We start from the raw sequence: 20,754 nt of genomic DNA, 5'->3' as shown, positions 1-20,754 counted from the left end.
GTTGAGGTTATTCGTTCGCAGATCGCACCTGCCTTAGCCCGTGCCTGTGGCCGGGCGTGAGTCGCGCGCGGTTCTCAAGGCAAAGCGGACCGGGTCCAGCGCGTCCAGCAAGCTGGCCTCGAGGGGGACTGGCGCGCCGGTGACCTGTGCGGCCATCACTTGCGCGCATAGGGCTGCCCAGGCAATACCGCGTGAACCCATGGCGGTGCACAAGGCCAGGCCCGGCTGGCGCGGGATGAAGCGGGCCTGGTCCTGGCGGCCGTTGTAGCCAGGCAGCGGCAGGCCGCCGACCAGGGGCAGCCGGTCCGGCGTGGCCAGGCGCCAGCCCACGCGACCGCCTTGCAGCAGTGCTTCCAGACCAGTTGCCGTGCCAGCTTGGCCGCTGAGTTCGGCCCATTGCGCCAGATTGCGTTGGTGGTCGGCCAGGCGCAGCTGTGGCTCGGTGTCAGCGGCCTGGCTGGTGGCGCCGCACCACAGGCCTTGGTCGGTATCGGCAATCGCGTAGCCCAGGCCTGCCACCGGCAGGCGCGGGCGAACGCTCATCGGGCTGAGATGGCTCAGCTGCCCGCGTAACACCGAGAGCTGGGCCGCCAGTTCAGGCGCTTGCTGCGCCAGCAAGACCTGACCCTCATGCCCGCCGGCCAACACCAGCAGCTCGGTCTCGCCGATCAGCTTGTCCTCGGCATCCCACAGCCGCCAACTCGCGCCGACGGACTCGATGCGCGCGACCCGGCAGTTGTAGCGGCTGTTGACGGCCGGCCCGGCTGCTGCCAACAAGGCCTGGGCGTAGGCGGGCGGCGGCAGCGCGCCACCGGCCGGGTAGAACCAGGCTGGGCCGGGCAGGTCAAGCCCGCTCAGCGTAGCGGCTTCCGCTTGACTCAGTGCCTGCACATAGTCGGGCGGCAGGCCTAAGCGCGCCAGCAAGGCCTCCATTTGCTTCGGTTCACGGGCCTGCTCCAGTCGCAGCAGCCCTTGCTGATGCCAGGGCAGCATGGGCAAATGGCGCAGGGTGTGGGCCGTTGCCAATGCCGCCGCGCGATTGAAGCGCGCATGCAGGCCGTCGTCTGGGTTGAGCGTGCCGTGATAGAGGCCGCCGGGGTTGCCCGAGGCGGCTTGCGCCGGTCCGGGGCGAGCGTCGATCAAGGTGCTGGCAATGCCCTGGCCTGCCAGCGCCCAGGCGCAGGCCGCGCCGGCCAGGCCGGCGCCGAGGATGAATGCATGCTTGGCTTTGGGCGCCAGTGGCTCGCGCCCAGCCGGCTTTTGCGCTTGATGGCGGGGCTGGTAGCGCGCCACACACATGCCGCCCTTGTTGGCAAAGCCGCGCTGGCGCTCTTGGCTGAAGCCGGCGGCCATCAAGCCTTCGCGCACCTGCGGGGCCACGCTCCAGCTGGCGGCGGTGGCCTCGGGCGCGGCGCGCCGGCCCAAGGCCTTGAGCACATGGCCGTCCCACATCTCGGCATTGCTGGAGGGGTTGAACCCGTCCAGATAGAAGGCGTCCACCTCGGCCACCAACTCGCGCATCCAGCGGTGCACATCGCCCAGGCACAGCAGCAATTGCACTGCGCCGCCTTCGAATACCAATCGGTGCAGATTGGGCGTCAGCGGCGGCCAAGCCTCAAGCAGCTGAGCGCTCAATTCGGGCAGCGGCGAGCTTTGGTGGGCCTGCGCCAAATCTGCCTGGCGCAGCGGGTGCTTTTCAATGCTGATGAAGATCAGCTGCTCGCAGCGTACCGGGTCTTGCAGCCAGGCCTCCCAGGTGGCCAGGAAGTTGTGGCCCAGGCCGAAGCCGGTTTCCAGAATCACAAAACGCGGGCGGCCCGCCCAGCGTGCGGGGAGCTGGTTGCCGCCCAGAAACACGTGGCGGGACTGCGCCAGGGCGCCAGCGCGGCTGTGATAGACGTCGTCAAAAGCTGGCGCGCGAGGTGCGGCCGGGTCCGCGAAGTCGACCTCGGCGGGAATGATGGCTTGGGTTTTCACGAAAACGAGGGCTAAGCGAGGATCATCAGCAAGGCCAAGCCGGTCAGGCCCAGGCAGGCTAGCAGCACAAGTGAGATGAGCATGCCGAAGCGGCGCCCGCCAGCCAGGGTGGCGGTGATGGCGCGGGTGATGCTGTTGCAGGCAATGGCCAGCATCACGCCTTGGGCCAGCTGTGCGTGGCTGATCTGCCCGGCATTGCTCAGGCCCGCCAGCGAGGCCACCGGCGCGTGCGCATCGGCAATCGCGGCCAAGGCCACCGCGCTGAACAAGCCGGCGCTGCCGAACTGGCGCTCGGCCCAGCTGACCAGCAAGGCCACGGCGCTGAGGGTCACGGCGATCAGCGCGGCTTCTTTCAAGCGCAATGGGCCTTTGTCAGCGGCGGCTGGCGCCTCTGACTTGCCGGGTGCGGGCGCCTGGCCGTCGGCGCCCTGGGCTGCTTTGGCCCGGCGCGCCAGCAGCAGGCCTGCTGCGCCGGCGGCCAACATGCCCACCCCGCTGACGGGCAAGAACAGCTGCGCGGCTTGCGGCGCCAGGGCCAGCAGCATCAGGCTGACCTGCAGCCAGGTGGCGGCGGTGGACATGACGGCACCGGCGCAGCAGGCCCAGAACAGCGCCGGCTCGGCCCGGGTGCGGTGGCCCATGGCGGCGATGGTGGCGGTGCTGGAAATCAGCCCCGACATCAAGCCCGCCAAGGCCAGGCCGGTCTGCGCGCCCAGCACCCGCAGGGCCAGATAGCCAAAGGCTTGCAAGCCCAGCAGCAGAAGCAGCAAGCCCATCATGGTGGACGCCCGCAGGCCGGCCAGCCAGGGGAGGGGGTCTGTAGGCATCAGCGGCAGCACGATCAGGGCCAGTGCGGCCAGCAGCAGGCCGTCGCGCAACTCCGCCTCACGCAGCCAGTGGCGCGCAAAGCGATGCAAGCGCTCGCGGGCGCTGAGCAGCGCCGCCAAAAGGACTGCCGCAGGCGCACCCAGAGCGGGGGATTGCACGCACAGCACACCGATCAAATAGGCTGCTAGCAAGGCCGCCTCGGTGCTCAGGCTGATGTCTTTTTCGCTGCTGCGGAAGTAGGCGATGGCCACCAGGGCCGCCACGGCCAGTGCGCCCACCGCCACCAAGCCGGGGATGTCCAAGCCCTGTGCCAAGGCGCCGCTGAGGGTGATGATGGTGAAGGTGCGCAGGCCAGCGGCTTGCATCACCGGCGCGGCGCCGCGCGCCCGGTGGTGTTCACGCTCCAAGCCCAGCAGCAGGCCGGCGCCCAGCGCCACCAGCAAACCCAGCACCAGCGGGCCTTGCGCGCCCAGCAACTCACTGAAGCGGTTCAGCATGCTTGTGTGCCGGCCAGCGCTTGCAATTGATCGGACTCCAAAATGCGCAGGCGCGGCCCGCTTTCATTCGTAACACTGAGCCAGAGCGCACGCGCCACCGCACTGGCCGCGATGGGGCGCCAGCGCGCCGGGATCAAGCCGCGCAAGGGGCGGCTCAAGCGCTCGGCCCATTGCTCGCCGGCTCGGGCCGGCTGGCCGAGACGGGCTCGGTCGCCCACCAGCAGGGAGGGGCGGGCAATCAGCAGCTGCGGGAAGTTCAAAGCCATCAGGGCCTGCTCCATCTCGCCCTTGACGCGGTTGTAGAACACCCCGGACGCAGGGTCGGCGCCAAGCGCGGAGACCACCGCACAGCGGCTCACGCCGGCCTCGCGAGCTGCACTTGCCACCGCCAGCACCGCGCCGAAGTCCAGGGCGCGAAAGGCCTCTTGCGAGCCGGCCACCTTGATGGTGGTGCCCAGGCAAATGATCAGTGCGTCTGCTGCCGGCAAGGGGCTGCTGAGGCCCAGCGTTGGGGCGGCAAAGTCGACCTGGTGAGCATGCAGATGCGGGCTGTTCGGCAACTCGGGCGCGGCGCGGCGCAGCAGGGCATGGACCTCGCAGCGGTTTTGCAGGGCGAGGTCCAGCACTTCGCGGCCGATCAGGCCGGTAGCGCCGGCCAGCCAGAGACGTTGGGGCACAGGGTTTGTCATGCCGGAATCCTAAAACACAAAAGCCCAGGCTTTGGTGCCTGGGCTTCGTAGCGTGATCTGACCTTGGTCAGCTGGGCTTCAGCGTTATTTGGTGCTGCTCAGCGCATTTTTAGCGTTTGGGGCTGGTCAGACGCGCACCGCCGCCGCCGCCACCGCCGCTGCGGCCACCACCACCGCCATTGCCGCGCGGTGCGCCGGAGCGCGCGCCGCCACCACCGTTGCCGCCGCCGTTTCCACCACCTGCATGGCCACCACCAGCATTGCGCTGGCCTTGCGGCGCTGCTTGACGCGGCGCGCGCTGCTCACCTTGCGGTGAACTTGGGCGGCCACCACCGGCCGGGCCACGGCCCGCTGCCGGACGCCCACCGCCGCTGCCGCCACCGCCACGCGAATTGCCGCGGCCACCGCCACCACCGGCGCTGGAACGGCTGCCGTTGCCGTTCAAAATCATGCGGCCCAGCACGATGGGCTCGGCGCGCTCGTTGGGGTCGGGCGCGAAGCCGGGCACGATTTCCTTGGGGATCTCGCGCTTGATCAGCTTTTCGATTTCACGCAGGAAACCGTTCTCGTCCACGCAAACCAGCGAGACGGCCTCGCCCTGCGCGCCGGCACGGCCGGTACGGCCGATGCGGTGCACATAGTCTTCCGAGACATTGGGCAGTTCGAAGTTCACCACGTGCGGCAGTTGGTCGATGTCGATGCCGCGGGCTGCGATGTCGGTAGCCACCAGCACTTGCAGATCGCCGCTCTTGAACTCGGCCAGGGCCTTGGTGCGGGCACCTTGGCTCTTGTTGCCGTGGATGGCCATGGCGCTGATGCCCTGGTCATTCAGATAGTCGGTCAGGCGGTTGGCGCCATGCTTCATGCGGGTGAAGACCAGCACTTGGTGCCAGTCGCCGGTCTTGATCAGGTGGACCAGCAATTCCTTCTTGCGCTCGCGGCCAACGGGGTGGACCTTTTGCGCAATCGACTCATTGGTCTGGTTGCGGCGGGCCACTTCGATCAGGGCGGGCTGGTTCAGCAGGCGGTCGGCCAGGTTCTTGATGTCATCGCTGAAGGTGGCGCTGAACAGCAGCGACTGCTTCTTGGCCGGCAACAGGGCCAGCACCTTCTTGATGTCGTGCACAAAGCCCATGTCCAGCATGCGGTCGGCTTCGTCCAGCACCAGCATTTGCACTTGGCTCAGGTCCAGCGTGCCTTGTTGGGCGTGGTCGAGCAGACGGCCGGGCGTGGCCACCAAAATGTCAACGCCATCGCGCAGGCGGTTGATTTGCGGCTGCATGCCGACGCCGCCGAACATCACCATGCTCTTCAGGGGCAGGTATTTGCCGTAGGTCTTGACGCTTTCTTCGACCTGGGCAGCCAGTTCGCGAGTCGGGGTCAAAACCAGGGCGCGGATGGCCGGCTTGCCGCGCTTATTGGTGACCGGTGCGCCGGTGCTGAGCAAATGCAGCATGGGCAGGGTGAAGCCGGCGGTCTTGCCGGTGCCGGTTTGGGCGCCGGCCATCAGGTCGCCGCCCTTCAGGACGGCAGGAATAGCTTGTGCTTGAACGGGGGTCGGCGTGGTGTAGCCGGCGTCTGCGATCGCTTTGAGCAGGGGGAGGGCGAGGCCCAGGGATTCAAAAGTCATTGATTACTTTTAGACGTTGCAGCGCCCATGCCTGTGGATCACAGGCAGGACAGCTGACAACTGTTTGGGGGGCACGAGTCCCTGATGCCGGGCCGCGCTGCGTGGAGCAGCGCCAGTCTTCGAGCCTGCGTGGGATGCGTACTTGAGCTTTGGAAAAGCAAACGCCGCGCAAGACTGAGAAGCGTGGCGAAGCTGGCATTATAGGGTTGGCCCGTAGCTCGGCCCCGGAACTAGTTGGCAGGCTGGGTCTTGCCCTCGCTCTGGGGCGGTCTCCTCGCCTGGCCTTTTTCCAGTGCCGCGCGACCCTGGCGCGGTTGCGGCTCCTTTCACTGTCACCTTGGGGCTAGGCAGGCCCAGGCGGCTTTGATCACAATGCCCGGACTTCACCACGCTGCGTGGTCAAACCCAAACAAAGGCATCCCGATGATCGTCGTACACCACCTGAATGAATCGCGCTCGCAGCGCGTGTTGTGGCTGCTGGAAGAGCTGGAACTCCCTTACGAGATTCGCCACTACGCCCGCGACGCCCAAACTCGGCTGGCGCCGCCGGAGTTGATGGCCGTGCACCCGCTGGGCAAGTCGCCGGTGATTGAAGATGGTGGTCAAACTTTGATCGAGTCGGGCGCCATCGTGGACTACTTGATTCGCCGCTACGGTGGCGGCCGCCTGCAGCCGGCGCTGTCAACACCGGCCTTTGAGGTCTACAACCAGTGGCTGCATTACGCCGAAGGCTCGGCCATGTTGCCGCTGCTGCTCAAGCTTTACGTGTCGCGCCTGGGCGAGGCCGGCGCGCCGCTCGCGCCGCGCATAGACAGCGAGTTGAAGAACCATTTGGGCTATGTGGACCGGGCCTTGCAAGGCCGCGACTGGTTGGTCGGCGACAGCTTGAGCGGTGCCGACATCCAAATGAGTTTTGTGGGCGAGGCCGCGCGCGGCTTGCGCGCCAGCTACCCGAATCTGGATGCCTGGGTGCGCCGCTTTCAGCAGCGCCCGGCCTACCGGCGCGCGCTGGAGCGTGGCGGCCCCTACTCGATGGCGGAGTGAGTGGCGCATCCGCAAGTGCGCATAGTGCTTGGCGAAGTGCTGAGCAAGTGCTGCGCTTGCGGATGACTCTGCCGCGGAGTCCTAGCGCCTGCTAGCGCGTCGCGGTCAAGCTGGCTCAGGGCAGCTTGAAGACATGCACCGCGACGGAGAGTTGCTCGGCTTGCTGGCGCATGCCGCTGGAGGCGGCGGCAGTTTCTTCGACCAGGGCAGCGTTTTGCTGCGTCATCTGGTCGAGTTCATGGATGGCCTTGCCCACCTGATCGATGCCCAGGGCTTGCTCGCGGGCGCCGCTGGAGATGTTTTGCAGGAGCGTACCGACTTGGCCGGTGCTGTCGACGATGGCCCGCATGGTGCTACCCGCTTCGCTGACGATGCGGTTGCCGACCTCGACCCGCTCGCCGCTGGCCACGATCAGCTGCTTGATTTCTCGCGCAGCGGCGGCGCTGCGCTGGGCCAGGGCGCGCACCTCGCTGGCCACCACCGCAAAGCCGCGGCCTTGTTCGCCGGCACGGGCCGCCTCCACAGCGGCATTCAATGCCAGGATATTGGTCTGGAAGGCAATGCCGTCAATCACGCCGATGATTTCGCCGATGCGGCGGCTGGAGTCCTGGATTTCGGCCATGGTGCTGACCACTTGCGCAATCACCTGACCACCCTGGTCGGCCAACTTCACATTGTTACCGGCGACGCCGGCCGCTTGGGCCGCGCCATCGGTGGTCTGCTTGACGGTGGAGCCGATTTGCTCCATGGCCGAGGCCGTTTGTTCCAGATTGGCGGCCGCTTGCTCGGTGCGCTGCGATAGATCCATGCTGCCGCCGGCCACTTCATCGGCCGAGAGCTTGATGGCATCCGCCGCCTCGCGCACCTGCTTGACGGTGCCGCGCAGGGCCTCCTGCATGTCGGCCAGGGCGGTCATCAAATGGGCGGTTTCATCGTGGCCCTTCGGAATCAGGGTGGCGGTCAGGTCGCCGGTGGCGATGGCGTGCATGCGCTGCACCAAAGTGCCCATGCCCGAACTCATCACCCGATAGAAGCAGTAGAAGAAGTAGAGTCCTGCCAGCAGCAGGGCCAAGCTGAGTACCGAGCCGAGCAGCATGCGCTGCATCAGGCGCTGTTGGCGCGCTTCCAGCAGTTGGTCGAGTTGGTCTGCCAAGCTGCGCTGAGCCTGGCCCAAATCGAGTAGGGCGGCGTTGGCCTGTTGCACCACCAACTCCGGCTTGACGCTGGGGGGCTCGTCCTGCCGCAGCAGGGCCTCGTTATTGCTGACATAGGTTTCGGTGCTGGCCAGGCGAGCGTCGAGCTTGAGCTTGGCCAGCGCTGGGTTGAAGTCGATGGCATGGCTGACGGCCTGCTGGAGATTGCCGATCAGTTCCCGGTCCACGGCGACCCGCGCGGCGGCCGCCGCCAGCAAGCTGTTCTTGGGTTGAGCCAAGTAGGCGCTCATGGCGCCACGGGACAGTCCCAGGTTCTCCATCGCCTTGGGTAGATTGATGGTGGCTGCCAGCATCAGGTAGTAGGTGTCGCCTTCCGGGTCCAAGGCCAAGCCGCTGGCGTCCACCACATCCTGGGTCAGTTCGTCGAGCTGCTCGGTCATGCTGGCATAGGGCTTGCGCACCTCGGCTGCGCTCAAACCCTGTTCGCTGCTTTGGCGGCGGGCCTCCTCCAGCGTTGCCATCAGCGGCTGCCAGTGTTTGTTGGCCTTGTTCGCAAAGCTGTCCAGGAGGGGCTTGCCTTCTTTATTGAGATGCGCAAACGCCTTGTTGAACTGCTCGCGCAGCGCTGCCAAGTCATTGCGCTCAACGCCATTGGCCTGGTCGACCAAGGCGCGGCGCAACTGCCGTGTCGCATCCGCCGCAGGCAAGATGGTTTGGATGGCGGCCAAGCCGGTGCGCTCCGCAACGGTGGCCTGCCAGGCGGCGTAACGGTCTGCGGTCAACACACCTAGCGTGCCCAGCATGGGCAGCACCAGCAGGACCAGAATCACCGCTGCCTTGGTCGGGAACATCACTTTGCGGAACCAATACACGCCGGGGCGGGCCCAAGCGGGCGTGCTGGCAATCGGTTCGGAAAGTGTGGATGGGCTCATGTCGATGATTCAAGGTTGAGGGGTGTTTCGCAGTCATTGCTGGCGCAGCGGACGCACTGATCGCAATGAGAATTGGCGCTTCCATCTGCCAAAGCGAATGCAACTACGCGCCTCAGCAAGCGGCCATGTTGCGGATGCAGACTTTGATGTCGGGTAATGCTGGCTGATTCTTGAGTCCTCGACGAGAGGGGAATGCCCTGTCATGGAGGCATTTTTTAACGACGCGGTCTTGGCCGCCCGCTCGTCGACGCATGCCGGGCCAGATCCGCCGGGGCAATTCAGCCCGCCCAAGTCAGGTCTGAACGGGCGAGGCCGGGTCTATCTGACGCGTTTTCGTGGTTTGAACACGCAGCCAATGTCGGCCGAGCGCCGGCGGCGGCTGTGAAGCTGCGACAATAGCGGGTTGAATGATCGCCTCGCACCGCCTCAGGACGAGCGAGGCGCAGCGGGCGGCAGGGATGCAGGGTGCCAGGAATAAGGGGACGCGTTTCGACCCCAGCCCTCAAGCCCTGACCCTAAGCGCACAGGAATGACTCATGGTCATGCCGGTGGACGCTTCAGCCCGCAGCCCTACACCTTCTCGAAACCCCAGGATCTTCGCCATGGCTCAATATGTCTTCTCGATGAACCGTCTGAACAAGACGGTTCCTCCCAAACGCCACATCCTCAAGGACATCTCGCTGTCCTTCTTCCCCGGCGCCAAGATCGGCGTGCTGGGCGTCAACGGTTCGGGTAAGTCCACCGTGCTGAAGATCATGGCCGGCGTGGACAAGGAATACGAAGGCGAAGCCATCGCCATGCCCGGCATCAAGATCGGTTATCTGCCGCAAGAGCCGCAGCTCAACCCCGAGCAGACCGTGCGCGAAGCGGTGGAAGAGGGCATTGGTGGCGTCTTGGCCGCCAAGAAGCGCCTGGACGAGGTCTATGCCGCTTATGCCGAAGAAGACGCCGACTTTGACGCTCTGGCCGCCGAACAGGGCGAGTTGGAGTCCATCATCGCCGCCGCTGGTTCGGAAAATACCGACCTGCAACTGGAACTGGCCGCTGACGCGCTGAACCTGCCGCCATGGGATGCCGTCATCGGCGTGCTGTCCGGTGGTGAAAAGCGCCGCGTGGCCCTGTGCCGCCTGCTGCTGAGCAAGCCCGACATGCTGTTGCTTGACGAGCCGACCAACCACTTGGACGCCGAGTCGGTGGAATGGCTGGAGCAGTTCCTGCAGCGCTTCCCCGGCACCGTGGTGGCCATCACCCACGATCGCTACTTCCTGGACAACGCCGCTGAGTGGATTTTGGAACTCGACCGCGGCCACGGCATCCCATGGAAGGGCAATTACTCCGACTGGCTGGACCAGAAAGAGAAGCGCCTGGAGACCGAGCAGAAGACCGAAGACGCTCGTACCAAGGCCATGAAGGAAGAGCTGAAGTGGGTGCGCTCCAATGCCAAGGGCCGTCAGGCCAAGAGCAAGGCGCGTCTGGCCCGCTTCGAAGAGCTGAGCGATGTGGAGTACCAACAGCGCAACGTCACCAACGAAATCTTCATCCCCGTGGCCGAGCGCCTGGGCAATGAAGTGATCGAGTTCGAAAACGTCAGCAAGAGCTTCGGCGACCGCGTGCTGATCGACAACCTCAGCTTCAAGGTGCCCGCCGGCGCCATCGTCGGCATCATCGGCCCCAACGGTGCCGGTAAGTCGACGCTGTTCCGCATGCTGCAAGGCGTGGAACAGCCGGACAGCGGCAATGTCAAGATCGGCAAGACCGCCAAGATGGCCTTCGTGGACCAGAGTCGCGAGAACCTCGAAGCCGACAAAACCGTTTGGCAAGACGTGTCGGGCGGCCTGGACAACATCACCGTCGGTAAGTTCGTGATGCCAAGCCGCGCCTATCTGGGTCGCTTCAACTTCAAGGGCAATGACCAGCAAAAGCTGGTGGGCAGCCTGTCGGGTGGTGAGCGCGGCCGACTGCACTTGGCCAAGACCTTGGCGCAGGGCGGCAACGTCTTGATGCTTGACGAACCGTCGAACGACTTGGATGTCGAAACCCTGCGCGCGCTGGAAGAGGCGCTGCTGGAGTTCGCCGGCTCGGCCATGGTGATCTCCCACGATCGCTGGTTCCTGGACCGCATCTGCACCCACATCCTGGCTTGCGAAGGCAATTCGCAGTGGTTCTTCTTTGACGGCAACTTCCATGAGTACGAAGCCGACAAGAAGAAGCGCCTGGGCGAAGAAGGCGCGCGCCCCAAGCGCATGCGCTTCAAGCCGATCAAGTAAGCGCCATTGCGCTGCACTGGGTGCTAAATCGAAGGGAGCCGCAAGGCTCCCTTTTTTCATGCCTGTTCACAGAACTTTACGGCCCATGCATGCCCGGCTTACCTGAGGCGCAGATGATTCATTCACGCCAGATCCTGGCTTGATTGATTGATGGTTTCAAGGAGTACGCCATGTTGAAGACGCTGAATTCCAAACTGAAGACCGGCCTGCTGGCCTCGGTGCTGGCCATGAGCGCTGGCTTGGTGATGGCTCAAGGCCACGGCATGCACGGTGGCCCCGGCGAGATGCGCGGCGTGGAAGAGATGAGCGAACGGGGCGATCGGGGCGGCCCCGGCATGATGATGGGCGGCCGCCACATGAGCCGCATGCTGGACATGGTGGACGCCACCGAGGCCCAGCGCGCCCAGATCAAGCAAATCATGCAAGCCGCCCGCGATGATTTGAAGGCTCAGCACGCCAGCGGCCAGAAGCTGCATGAGCAGGGCATGGCGCTGCTGACCGCACCCACCGTGGATGCGGCTGCCGTCGAGGCTTTGCGTCAGCAGGGTCAGGTCTTGCGTGAGCAAGCCAGCAAGCGCATGAGCCAGGCCATGGTGGATGCCGCCCGCGTCCTCAGCCCCGAGCAGCGTGCCAAGCTGGGCGAAAAGATGAAGGCCATGCAAGCGCGCCGCGCCGAGCATCGCCATGAGCCAGCCGGCCCGATGGGTGCCAAACCCGCCAAGCCTGCACCCGCGCTGAATTGATGGCGGCGCTGCGAGGCTCGCTTATGCTTAGCCCTTCACTCGAGGCGCAAGCGGCCGCGCGGGCTTTGTCCGCACGCAAGCCGGCCTCTCAATCACACTGCAACGCCAGCGCCACCATGCCTTCCAGACTGCTGCTCATCGACGACGACACCCGACTCACCGCCATGCTCAGCGATTACCTGAGCAATGCCGGCTTCGAGATCAGCGTGGCAGGGTCTTTGGCCATGGCGCGCACGGTGCTGGCCTCGGGCGCTTTCGATTTGCTGGTGTTGGACCTGATGCTGGGCGATGGCGATGGCCTGGACTTCTGCCGCGAACTGCGCGCCCATGGGCATACGCGGCGCTTGCCGGTCCTGATGCTGTCCGCCCGCGGCGAGCCCATGGATCGCATCCTGGGCCTGGAGTTGGGTGCTGACGACTACCTTGCCAAACCCTTCGAGCCGCGTGAATTGCAGGCCCGCATCAAGGCCTTGTTGCGCCGGGTGGAGCCGCAAGCCGCCGAGGACGATGTGCTGCGCTTTGGCCGCCTGGAGATCGACCTGGCCGAGCGGGTAGCGCGCATCGACGGCAAGTCCTGCGATTTCACCAGCCATCAGTTCGACTTGCTGGTGGTGCTGGCCCAAAGCCCCGGCCGAGTGATGTCGCGCGACCAGATCATGGATGCTTTGAAGGGTCACCCGCTGGATGCTTTTGATCGTTCCATCGATGTGCATATCTCGCGCATCCGTGCCTTGATCGAGGATGACCCCAAGAACCCGCGCCGGGTCCTGACGGTGCGCGGTGCGGGCTATCTGTTCGCCCGCAAGCAAGATGCCGACACCGCGAGCTGAGCGCCCGTGATGCTGCGAATGAAGGCGCTTTACCTGCGCATCTACCTGACCCTGGTGGTCTTGCTGCTGGCTTTTGCATTTGGTTCGGCTTGGCTGTTTCAGCGCCATATCGAGCAGGAGCGGGGCAGCCAGGAAACCTCGGCCGGCGAGCGCATGGCGGCTTTGCTGGAACTCTTGGGCAATGCCTTGCCGGCGGCCGATGCGCCGCAGGTTCAGCAAGCCCTGGCGCTGGAGGACTGGAGCCAGCGCCTGCATCTGGCGGTGGCGCTGGAGAGCAAGCGCGGAGAGCGCCTGGCCAGCTCGGAATTGTTCTTGCGCCGTGAAGCGGAACTGAGCCAAGCAGCAAGCGAGGGCGCGCCTGTTGCCGCGCCCGTTCAGCTGGTGCTGGATGATGGCCGCAGCCTGCTGGTGCTGCGCCAGCGCCGTCCCATGCCCGGCCTGCCGCTGCGTGCGGGCGGCGATGTGCGTGGCATGCGCGGCCAGCCTGCCCATATGGAACCGGCTTGGTTCCAACCTATTTTTGGCCCGCGCCCGAACGGGCATGCCCTGCTGGCCTTGCTGGTGTTGCTGTTTTTTGGCGTGGCCATCGGTGCCTTTCCGGTGGTGCGTCGGCTGACGCGTCGGCTCGAATCCCTGAAGCAGGGTGTGGAGCGTTTCGGTGCCGGCAATCTGGCGCATCGGGTGGACGACCAGGGGAACGATGAAGTGGCCGCTTTGGCCGTGAGCTTCAATCGCGCGGCCAGCCAGTTGGAGACTTTGCTGCGTTCACAGCAGACCTTGCTGGCCAATGCCAGCCATGAGCTGCGCTCACCCTTGGCGCGTTTGAAGATGGCCTTCGCCATGTTGGACGATGCCAGCGAGGCCCAGCGTGCCCGGCTGACGGCCGAGATTCACACCAATATCCGCGAGCTGGATGCCTTGGTGGAAGAGGTGTTGTTGGCCAGCCGCTTGGACTCAGGTGTGTCCGGCGCCGTGGCTGAAAAAGTGGATCTGCTCGGCATGGCAGCCGAAGAGGCCGCCCGTGTCGGCGCGCAGTTTGAAGCCGAGCAAGGCTTGAGCCAGTTGCAACTGATGGGCGAGGACCGCTTGCTGCGCCGTGCCATGCGCAATCTGCTGGAGAACGCGCGCCGCTACGGTGGCGACGAAGTCTTGCTGCAATTGAGCCGGAGCGGCTCAGCCGCCGTGGTGCGCGTCTGTGATCGCGGCCCAGGCGTGCCCGAGGCCATGCGTGAGCGAATCTTCGAGGCCTTTTTCCGCCTGCCCGGCCATGCCGAACAAGCTGGCGGTGTGGGCCTGGGCCTGAGCTTGGTCAAGCAAATCGCCCAGCGGCATGGCGGCTCCGTGCGTTGCGAGTCCCGGCCGGGGGGCGGTAGCTGTTTTGTGCTGACCTTGCCGCTGGCTTAAGGCTCAAGCCTCACGTCGATCTCAAATCTGTCCGGCTGCCTCGCGGCCATGCACCCAGGCTAAGAATCCGCTCAAACCCAGGGCCGCCGAGACCAGCCCGGCGGTAGCGGCCGACCAAAAGCCGCGCGCGCCGTGAAACTCTGCTGGCACCCAGGCGGTGTCGCCAAACGCCAGCCAGTAGCCGCCGCCCAGGCCCAGGCCCCAGAGCGCCAGGGCATAAACCACCATGGGCACGACAGCAATGCGGTGGGCACGAAGCACAAAGGCCGCCACGGTTTGGCCGGCATCGCCGATGTGGAACACCCACACCCACAGCAGCAAGGGCATGGCGGCGGCGATGATGACCGGGTCCTGGGTATAAAAGCCCAGCACCTGCTCGCGGGCGAAAAACACCAGCGCGCCAACGCCAAAGGCCAAGGCCAGCGCAATCTCCAGGCTGTGCCAGCCCAGGCGGCGTGCGTCCGCTGCGTCATGCGCGCCTACTCGCTGGGCCACCAGCGTTTGGGCCGCATTGCCCAGGGCCAGCGGCGCCATGAACATCAGCGAGACCAGATTGACCGCCACCTGATGCCCCGCCACCGGCGTGGTGCCCAGGCGGGCGATGAAGATGGCCATGAAGGTGAAGCCGGTCACCTCGATCAAGATGCCTGCGCCCATCGGGATGCCTAGTTTCAACAAGGCCTTGATGTCGGCCGCTCGGGGGGCATGCAGGCCGCTGCCGTGCAAACCAAAGCTGGCGTAAAAGCCATCTCGGCGCAGCCAGACCAGGGCGATCAGCGCCTGCGCCCACATCACCAGTGCGGTGGCAATGCCGCAGCCCACGGCGCCTAGCGGAGGCATCTGCATGCCTCCAATGCTGAAGCCGTAGATCAGCAAAGCGGTCAGTGGCACTTTCAGTGCCAGGCCGACGAGCTGCATGGCCATCACCGCCTTGGGCCGGGACACCGCTGTGTTGAATCCGCGAAATGCGGTGAAGAGCAGGGCAGCGGGCAGGCTCAGGGCCAGGGCCTGCAAATAGCCGCGCACCTTGGCGGCGACCTCACGGCTGGCATGTGAGCTGGCCAGAAAAGGTTCGGGAAACAGGAGCACCAGGCAGCCCAGCACCGACAAGCCCAAAGCCAGCCACACCGTCTGATGCAGTTGCTCGCCGGCTTCATTCAGCTTGCGGGCGCCAAACAGCTGCCCGGCAATCGGTGAGATGGCCAGCACCACGCCCATCAGACCCACGAACACAGTGATGTAAATGGCCGCGCCGACGGCCAGCGCCGCCAAATCGGTGGCGGAGTAACGCGCCACCAGCACGGTGTCCACCGTGCTGAAGGCCAGCACAGCGACCTGACCGATGAACACCGGCCAAGCCAAGGGCGCCAGGCGGCGCAAGGTATCCAGATGGCCGGGCGCGGCGGGTGCCGTCGTGCCGGTCAAGACTTGACCCCGGGCTGCGATGGGGAGGGTGATGGTGCTTGGGGATGATCGACGCCGGTGAACTCGCGTGCGCGCTCCGCATAGCGGTTGAAGCGCCAGGCGGTGGCCTCAATGGAAATGCGGCGCCAGGTGACGCGCTTTTCTGCGGGCGTCATCACCGGCCAGTTCTGCACTTCGTCAAACGTGCGGCCGCAGCCCTTGCACAGCTCGTCGCCCTGGCTGGTGGAGCAAATGGCGATGCAGGGGGCGTCGGGCGTGCTGTCGTACCACTGCATCCAGGCTTCGAGTGCGGCGGCGGGCATGCTGGCGTCGTCGCATTCGGTCTCGCGGTAGTAAACCAGTTGACCGTAGACCTCGGCCAGGGCGCAGACCTCGGCGCAGGCCTGCAGGCCATCGGCGGAGGGCTGGCGCTCCCGCCACCAGTTGATGGCGGACTCGATGTCGGTGATGTGGATGCCGGCCATGCTTGCTTCGGGGGAGTTCTGCGGCCGCATTCAGTACGCCAAACCCATGGCCGTGCGCACCTCACGCAGGGTTTTGCGGGCCACGGCGCGGGCGCGCTCGGTGCCCACTTCCACAATCCACTGCACTTGCTTGGGGTTGGCCAAAAAGGCCTCGGCGCGCTCGCGCCAGGGCTTTTGCTCGGCCTGAATCGCTTCGATCAAGGGCTTTTTGCAGTCCAGGCAACCGATGCTGGCCTTGCGGCAGCCTTCGCTGGCCCAGGCCTGTGTGCTGGCGTCGCTGTAGAGCTGATGCAAGGGCCAGACCGGGCAGCGGCTGGGCTCACCGGGGTCGCTGCGGCGCACGCGCTGTGGGTCGGTGGGCATGGTGCGCACTTTCTCGTCCACCACTTCGGGGCTGTCGCGCATGGCGATGGCATTGCCGGCGCTCTTGCTCATCTTCTGGCCGTCCAGGCCGGGCAGGCGAGGTGTGGCCGTCAGCAGCTCTTGCGGCTCGGGCAGGATGGCGCGCTCGGGCGAGTAAATGCGGTTGAAGCGGCGCGCCACTTCGCGGGTCACTTCCACATGCGCCGTCTGGTCTTCACCCACCGGCACGCAGGCGGCCTTGTAGATCAAGATGTCCGCCGCTTGCAGCAGCGGGTAGCCAAGGAAGCCGTAGGTGGCGCCTTCGCCGTTGGGCCGGTTCTTCTCGAGCTGGTCTTTGTAGCTGGGGATGCGCTCCAGCCAGGCGGTGGGCGTGCTCATCGCCAGCAGCGTGAACAGCTCGGCATGCTCGGGCATGCGGCTTTGAATGAAGAGGGTGGCTTGCTCGGGGTCGATGCCGGCGGCCAGCCAGTCCACGACCATGTCGTAGACATTGCGCTCAATCGTGCCGCGGTCTTGGTAATGGGTGGTCAGCGCATGCCAGTCGGCCACGAAGAAAAAGCAGTCGTGCGTGGCCTGCAGCTTGACCCAGTTCTTCAGGGCGCCGTGGTAATGGCCAAGGTGCAGTGCGCCGGTGGGGCGCATGCCGGAGAGCACGCGCGGGCGGCTGCTCAGGGTATCGGTGGGGGCTTCTGACATGGGTTGGCATTGTAGGGAGGTGTTGTGGTCGGGCGCCCTTGGCCTACACTTCGGCCCCATGAAAAACATCGTGATTCTGATCTCCGGCCGCGGCTCAAATATGGAGGCCATCGTGCGCGCTTGCGCGTCTGAGGCCTGGCCGGCGCGCATTGCCGCCGTGATCAGCAATCGGCCCGATGCGGCGGGCTTGGCCTTTGCGCAAGCGCATGGCATCGCCACGGCGGTGGTCGATCACAAGGCCTTCAGTGGCGCGCAAAAGCGCGAGGAATTCGATGCGGAGCTGCAGCGCGTGATCGACGGCTTCGCGCCTGATTTGGTGGTGCTGGCAGGCTTTATGCGCATCCTCACGCCCGGCTTCACCGCGCACTATGCCGAGCGCATGCTCAATATCCACCCGTCCTTGCTGCCGGCCTTCACTGGCTTGCACACCCATGCGCGTGCGCTGGAGATGGGCTGCAAATTCGTCGGTGCAACTGTGCATTTCGTCACCGCCGAGTTGGACCACGGCGCCATCGTGGCGCAGGCCGTTGTGCCGGTGTTGGCGGGTGATGATGAAGACAGCTTGTCAGCCCGGGTGCTCAAGCTGGAACACCGCATGTATCCGGCGGCAGTACGCTGGTTTGTGCAGGGCCAGTTGGCGTTGGAAAACGGCCAAGTGCGCCAGTTGGCGGGTGAGGCCCAGGCCTTCAGCTGAGTTTTAGCTGAAATCCAACTGAATCTCAGTCAATAGGCTGGAAGCGCTGCACGGTCTGACCCGCCACCTCCAGCGTGCCAAAAAACATGGCGTGCGGCCGCACCCACAGGCCGGTGGCGTTGTAGATCGGCCGGTAAACCACCAAGGGCTCCAGCGTTTCACTGTGACGGGCCACGCCGATCACCTCGTATTCGCCGCCCTTGTAGTGGCGGTAGCGGCCCAGCTTTGTGGCGGGCAATGCGGGCAAGTCGTCATCATTCATTGGGCTTGTGCTCAGGTGCTGGGATAATCGGGGCATGCATCCTAATGCCCTCCTTGAAATGAGCAGCGAACTTCTGCGTGAAGTTCTCAAACTCGACGCGCCTGCAGACACCGTGGTGTCCGCCTTTTTCCGTCAACACAAAGGCCTTGGCCAGCGTGAGCGCCACGCTTTGGCCGAGACAACTTACGCCGTTCTGCGCCGCCGCCCGCTCTGGCAGCATCTGGCGCAGTCGGGCCGCGGCCCGACCGAGCGCCGCCTGGCGATTCTGGCCTGGCAAGGCAACGACACCTTTTTGCGCGGTGCCCTGACGCCGCAAGAACAGGAATGGTTGCAGCAGGTTCAAGCCATCGATCAAAGCAGCCTGCCGGCTAAGCTGCAGCACAACTTGCCCGAATGGTTGGCAGCGCCCTTGCTGGAACGCTTGGGTGAAGAGCAGTTCTGGGCCCTGGCCAATGCGATGAACGAGCCCGCGCCGCTGGATCTGCGCGTCAATACGCTCAAGAACAAGCGCGAAGAGGCGCAAGCCGTGCTGGCTGCCGCCAATATCCAGGTCGAGCCCACGCCGTTCTCGCCACTGGGTTTGCGCATTCCCGGCAAACCAGCTTTGAACAAGCTGGAACTGTTCACCGGCGGCGGCGTTGAGGTGCAGGATGAAGGCAGCCAGTTGCTGGCCTTGATGCTGGATGCCAAGCGTAGCGAAATGGTGGTGGACTTCTGCGCCGGCGCGGGCGGCAAGACCTTGGCCTTGGGTGATGCCATGCGCAACACCGGCCGCCTGTATGCCTTTGATGTGTCGGGCCATCGCTTGGCATCGCTCAAGCCGCGCCTGGCGCGCAGTGGCTTGTCCAATGTCTATCCGACTCAAATCGCGCATGAGCGTGACGAGCGTATCAAGCGCCTGGCCGGCAAGATCGATCGGGTGCTGGTTGATGCACCTTGCTCGGGCCTGGGCACGCTGCGCCGTAATCCCGACCTCAAGTGGCGCCAAACGCCGCAGGCGGTGGCCGAGTTGCAGGTCAAACAAGCAGCGATTTTGGCCAGCGCCGCGCGCTTGCTGCAATCCGGTGGACGCTTGGTCTATGCCACTTGCAGCTTGCTGGATGCCGAGAATGAGGTGATCGCGCAGCAGTTCGAGGCCGCCCATCCGCAATTCACCAAATTGCCGGCCGGTGAAGTCTTGAGCAAAGCGCATGTCAATCGCGCTGATGAGTTGGTGGAAAACGGCTATCTGCGCCTGTGGCCCCATCGCCATCAGACCGACGGCTTCTTTGCGGCTGTCTGGCAGAAAAACTAAGCGCGCGCGATCGACATGGCTTGATTTGGCTCAGCCCTCCGGCCGACGGAAGGGCTGGGAGATTTGGGTCATGTCCTCTACAATCGTTGGACAAATTTTCCAAGCAAGGTGTGTACGGTCGTCCCGTAAAAGCGACATGTCCGCCCCGAGGGAGCATCCGGTGAATTCGATCTCAGAATGAAGCGCCGGCTACCAGTTTAAGGATCGAATGAACCTCTTGACGACGATACATGACGGCCTTGTGGCTTGGCTCAGCAACGGCTTGCTGGATGCCAGCGCTTGGCAAATAGTTATCTACACCTTGGTCGTGACCCACTTCACGATTCTGGGTGTGACCATTTTCTTGCACCGTGCGCAGGCGCACCGTGCCTTGGATTTGGGCCCCATTCCGGCGCACTTCTTCCGCTTCTGGCTGTGGCTGACCACCGGCATGGTGACCAAGGAATTCGTCGCCGTTCACCGCAAGCACCACGCCAAGTGCGAGACCGAAGAAGATCCGCACAGCCCGCAAACCCGCGGCCTGAAGGCCTTGCTCTTGACCGGCGTGGAGTTGTATCGCGCCGAAGCGAAGAATCCGGAGACCGTGACCAAGTATGGCCTTGGCACACCTAACGACTGGATCGAGCGCAACCTCTACACCCGCTATTCCTGGCAAGGTGTTGGCCTGATGTTAATCATCAATCTGGCTCTGTTTGGCGCGATTGGTGCCACGATCTGGGCGATCCAAATGGCCTGGATTCCGGTTTGGGCGACGGGCGTGATCAACGGCATTGGCCACTTCTGGGGCTACCGCAATTTCGAAGCGCCCGATGCCTCGACCAATGTCTCACCTTGGGGCATCTTGATCGGCGGTGAGGAGTTGCATAACAACCATCACACCTATCCGACCTCGGCCAAATTCTCGGTCAAGCCTTTTGAGTTTGACATCGGCTGGGGCTATATCCGTGCCTTTGAAATGCTGGGTTGGGCCAAGGTGCGCAAGACGGCGCCCAAGCTGCTGACGGGCGCCATCAAGCCAGCCGACAAGCAGACGCTTGAGGCCATCATCGCCAATCGCTATGAAGTCATGGCCAGCTATCGCCGCGGCCTCAAGGCGGCTTGTGCGGCCGAGTTGGCCAAGCTGAAGGCGCAGGGCGAGGAGCACAGCGCGCAGTGGGCCCAGTTCAAGGCCGCTAAGCGTTGGCTGCATCGTGATGAGGACCGTATCCCCGCCGACTTGCTGCCCCAGCTGGCAGGTGCCCGTGCGGCAAGCCCGGCCCTGGACAAGCTGATGACGATGCGTGAAGAGTTGCGTCAACTCTGGACCCGCACCAATGTCTCGGCCGAGCAGTTGGTCAGCGACTTGCAGGCTTGGTGTCGGCGCGCGGAAGAGAGTGGCATTGCGGAGTTGCGTGCTTTCTCGATGAGCTTGCGCCAGGCGCGCATGGCGGCCTGAGTTGTGTCTTGAGACTCCAGCTGGCTTAGTCTGCTTGGTCTGCTTGAGTTGACGAGCAAAGTAAGTTCACAAAGCCGGCACAGAAAGGGCACCCAAGTGGGTGCCCTTTTTCATGGCTGACGCCTA

The 20,754-nt window shown here is 64.7% G+C and carries 17 protein-coding genes; 8 read left to right on the top strand and 9 right to left on the bottom strand.

Features of this window, described 5'->3' with window-relative positions; all coding sequences use genetic code 11:
- Positions 1-33: 33 nt before the first annotated feature.
- The 4 genes from mnmC to AT984_RS09875 all read right to left on the bottom strand — a co-directional run bounded on the left by mnmC (position 34) and on the right by AT984_RS09875 (position 5,621).
- A complete protein-coding gene (gene mnmC, locus AT984_RS09890) occupies positions 34-1,977 on the bottom strand; it encodes an FAD-dependent 5-carboxymethylaminomethyl-2-thiouridine(34) oxidoreductase MnmC (RefSeq protein ID WP_058719951.1) in 1,944 nt (647 codons plus the stop codon).
- Between the two features lie 11 nt (positions 1,978-1,988).
- Positions 1,989-3,302: an MgtC/SapB family protein gene (locus AT984_RS09885; RefSeq protein ID WP_058719950.1), complete on the bottom strand. Its 1,314-nt coding sequence runs from the start codon at positions 3,300-3,302 to the stop codon at positions 1,989-1,991.
- Positions 3,296-3,991, bottom strand: a complete 696-nt coding sequence (locus AT984_RS09880; RefSeq protein ID WP_058719949.1) for an NAD(P)H-binding protein — start codon at positions 3,989-3,991, stop codon at positions 3,296-3,298. Before AT984_RS09880 ends, AT984_RS09885 begins: the two co-directional genes overlap by 7 nt.
- 109 nt (positions 3,992-4,100) lie before the next feature.
- A complete protein-coding gene (locus AT984_RS09875; RefSeq protein WP_058719948.1) occupies positions 4,101-5,621 on the bottom strand; it encodes a DEAD/DEAH box helicase in 1,521 nt (506 codons plus the stop codon).
- A gap of 423 nt (positions 5,622-6,044) precedes the next feature.
- Here AT984_RS09875 and AT984_RS09870 point away from each other — a divergent pair, with 423 nt between their 5' ends.
- On the top strand, positions 6,045-6,665 hold the full coding sequence (locus AT984_RS09870; RefSeq protein WP_058719947.1) for a glutathione S-transferase family protein: 621 nt from the start codon (positions 6,045-6,047) through the stop codon (positions 6,663-6,665).
- A 115-nt stretch (positions 6,666-6,780) separates the two neighbouring features.
- On the opposite strand, the gene AT984_RS09865 is transcribed toward AT984_RS09870, so the two are convergent.
- Entirely contained in the window at positions 6,781-8,751 is a 1,971-nt protein-coding gene (locus AT984_RS09865) for a methyl-accepting chemotaxis protein (protein ID WP_058719946.1), read from the bottom strand.
- A 602-nt stretch (positions 8,752-9,353) separates the two neighbouring features.
- Here AT984_RS09865 and ettA point away from each other — a divergent pair.
- The 4 genes from ettA to AT984_RS09845 all read left to right on the top strand — a co-directional run bounded on the left by ettA (position 9,354) and on the right by AT984_RS09845 (position 13,995).
- The gene (gene ettA, locus AT984_RS09860) at positions 9,354-11,018 is read left to right on the top strand and encodes an energy-dependent translational throttle protein EttA (protein ID WP_058719945.1); all 1,665 of its coding nucleotides are present in this window, start codon (positions 9,354-9,356) and stop codon (positions 11,016-11,018) included.
- Between the two features lie 170 nt (positions 11,019-11,188).
- Positions 11,189-11,761, top strand: coding sequence for a Spy/CpxP family protein refolding chaperone (locus AT984_RS09855; RefSeq protein ID WP_156421977.1), 573 nt, complete (start codon positions 11,189-11,191; stop codon positions 11,759-11,761).
- Positions 11,762-11,877: 116 nt separating this feature from the next.
- Positions 11,878-12,591: a response regulator gene (locus tag AT984_RS09850; protein ID WP_058722212.1), complete on the top strand. Its 714-nt coding sequence runs from the start codon at positions 11,878-11,880 to the stop codon at positions 12,589-12,591.
- Between the two features lie 9 nt (positions 12,592-12,600).
- Positions 12,601-13,995 (top strand): HAMP domain-containing sensor histidine kinase, encoded by a 1,395-nt coding sequence (locus AT984_RS09845; protein WP_442952174.1) that lies wholly within the window; start codon positions 12,601-12,603, stop codon positions 13,993-13,995.
- A 21-nt stretch (positions 13,996-14,016) separates the two neighbouring features.
- On the opposite strand, the gene AT984_RS09840 is transcribed toward AT984_RS09845, so the two are convergent.
- From AT984_RS09840 to trpS, 3 genes are read right to left on the bottom strand one after another with little or no spacing between them, the layout of a single operon-like run.
- Positions 14,017-15,420 (bottom strand): MATE family efflux transporter, encoded by a 1,404-nt coding sequence (locus tag AT984_RS09840; protein ID WP_231741624.1) that lies wholly within the window; start codon positions 15,418-15,420, stop codon positions 14,017-14,019.
- Positions 15,417-15,884, bottom strand: a complete 468-nt coding sequence (locus AT984_RS09835) for a DUF3717 domain-containing protein (protein ID WP_058722210.1) — start codon at positions 15,882-15,884, stop codon at positions 15,417-15,419. The genes AT984_RS09840 and AT984_RS09835 overlap by 4 nt, the downstream gene beginning before the upstream one ends.
- A 30-nt stretch (positions 15,885-15,914) precedes the next feature.
- Positions 15,915-16,943 carry a tryptophan--tRNA ligase gene (gene trpS / locus AT984_RS09830; protein ID WP_058719942.1) on the bottom strand — a complete coding sequence of 343 codons (1,029 nt, stop codon included), beginning with the start codon at positions 16,941-16,943 and terminating at the stop codon, positions 15,915-15,917.
- Positions 16,944-17,001: 58 nt separating this feature from the next.
- Here trpS and purN point away from each other — a divergent pair, with 58 nt between their 5' ends.
- Positions 17,002-17,637, top strand: a complete 636-nt coding sequence (purN, locus tag AT984_RS09825) for a phosphoribosylglycinamide formyltransferase (protein ID WP_058719941.1) — start codon at positions 17,002-17,004, stop codon at positions 17,635-17,637.
- A 25-nt stretch (positions 17,638-17,662) separates the two neighbouring features.
- Here the strand turns inward: purN and AT984_RS09820 are convergent, their stop codons facing one another.
- Entirely contained in the window at positions 17,663-17,899 is a 237-nt protein-coding gene (locus AT984_RS09820; RefSeq protein WP_058719940.1) for a DUF1653 domain-containing protein, read from the bottom strand.
- A 34-nt stretch (positions 17,900-17,933) separates the two neighbouring features.
- On the opposite strand from AT984_RS09820, the gene AT984_RS09815 reads away from it, so the two are divergent.
- A complete protein-coding gene (locus tag AT984_RS09815) occupies positions 17,934-19,193 on the top strand; it encodes an RsmB/NOP family class I SAM-dependent RNA methyltransferase (RefSeq protein ID WP_058719939.1) in 1,260 nt (419 codons plus the stop codon).
- 208 nt (positions 19,194-19,401) lie between these two features.
- Positions 19,402-20,628, top strand: a complete 1,227-nt coding sequence (locus AT984_RS09810) for a DesA family fatty acid desaturase (RefSeq protein WP_058719938.1) — start codon at positions 19,402-19,404, stop codon at positions 20,626-20,628.
- Positions 20,629-20,754: the final 126 nt, after the last annotated feature.

The sequence above is a fragment of the Paucibacter sp. KCTC 42545 genome (assembly GCF_001477625.1).
Classification (GTDB): Bacteria; Pseudomonadota; Gammaproteobacteria; order Burkholderiales; family Burkholderiaceae_C; genus Paucibacter_A.
The sequence above is the reverse complement of the archived record's forward strand: the minus strand, read 5'-3'. Positions and strand labels throughout refer to the sequence as shown.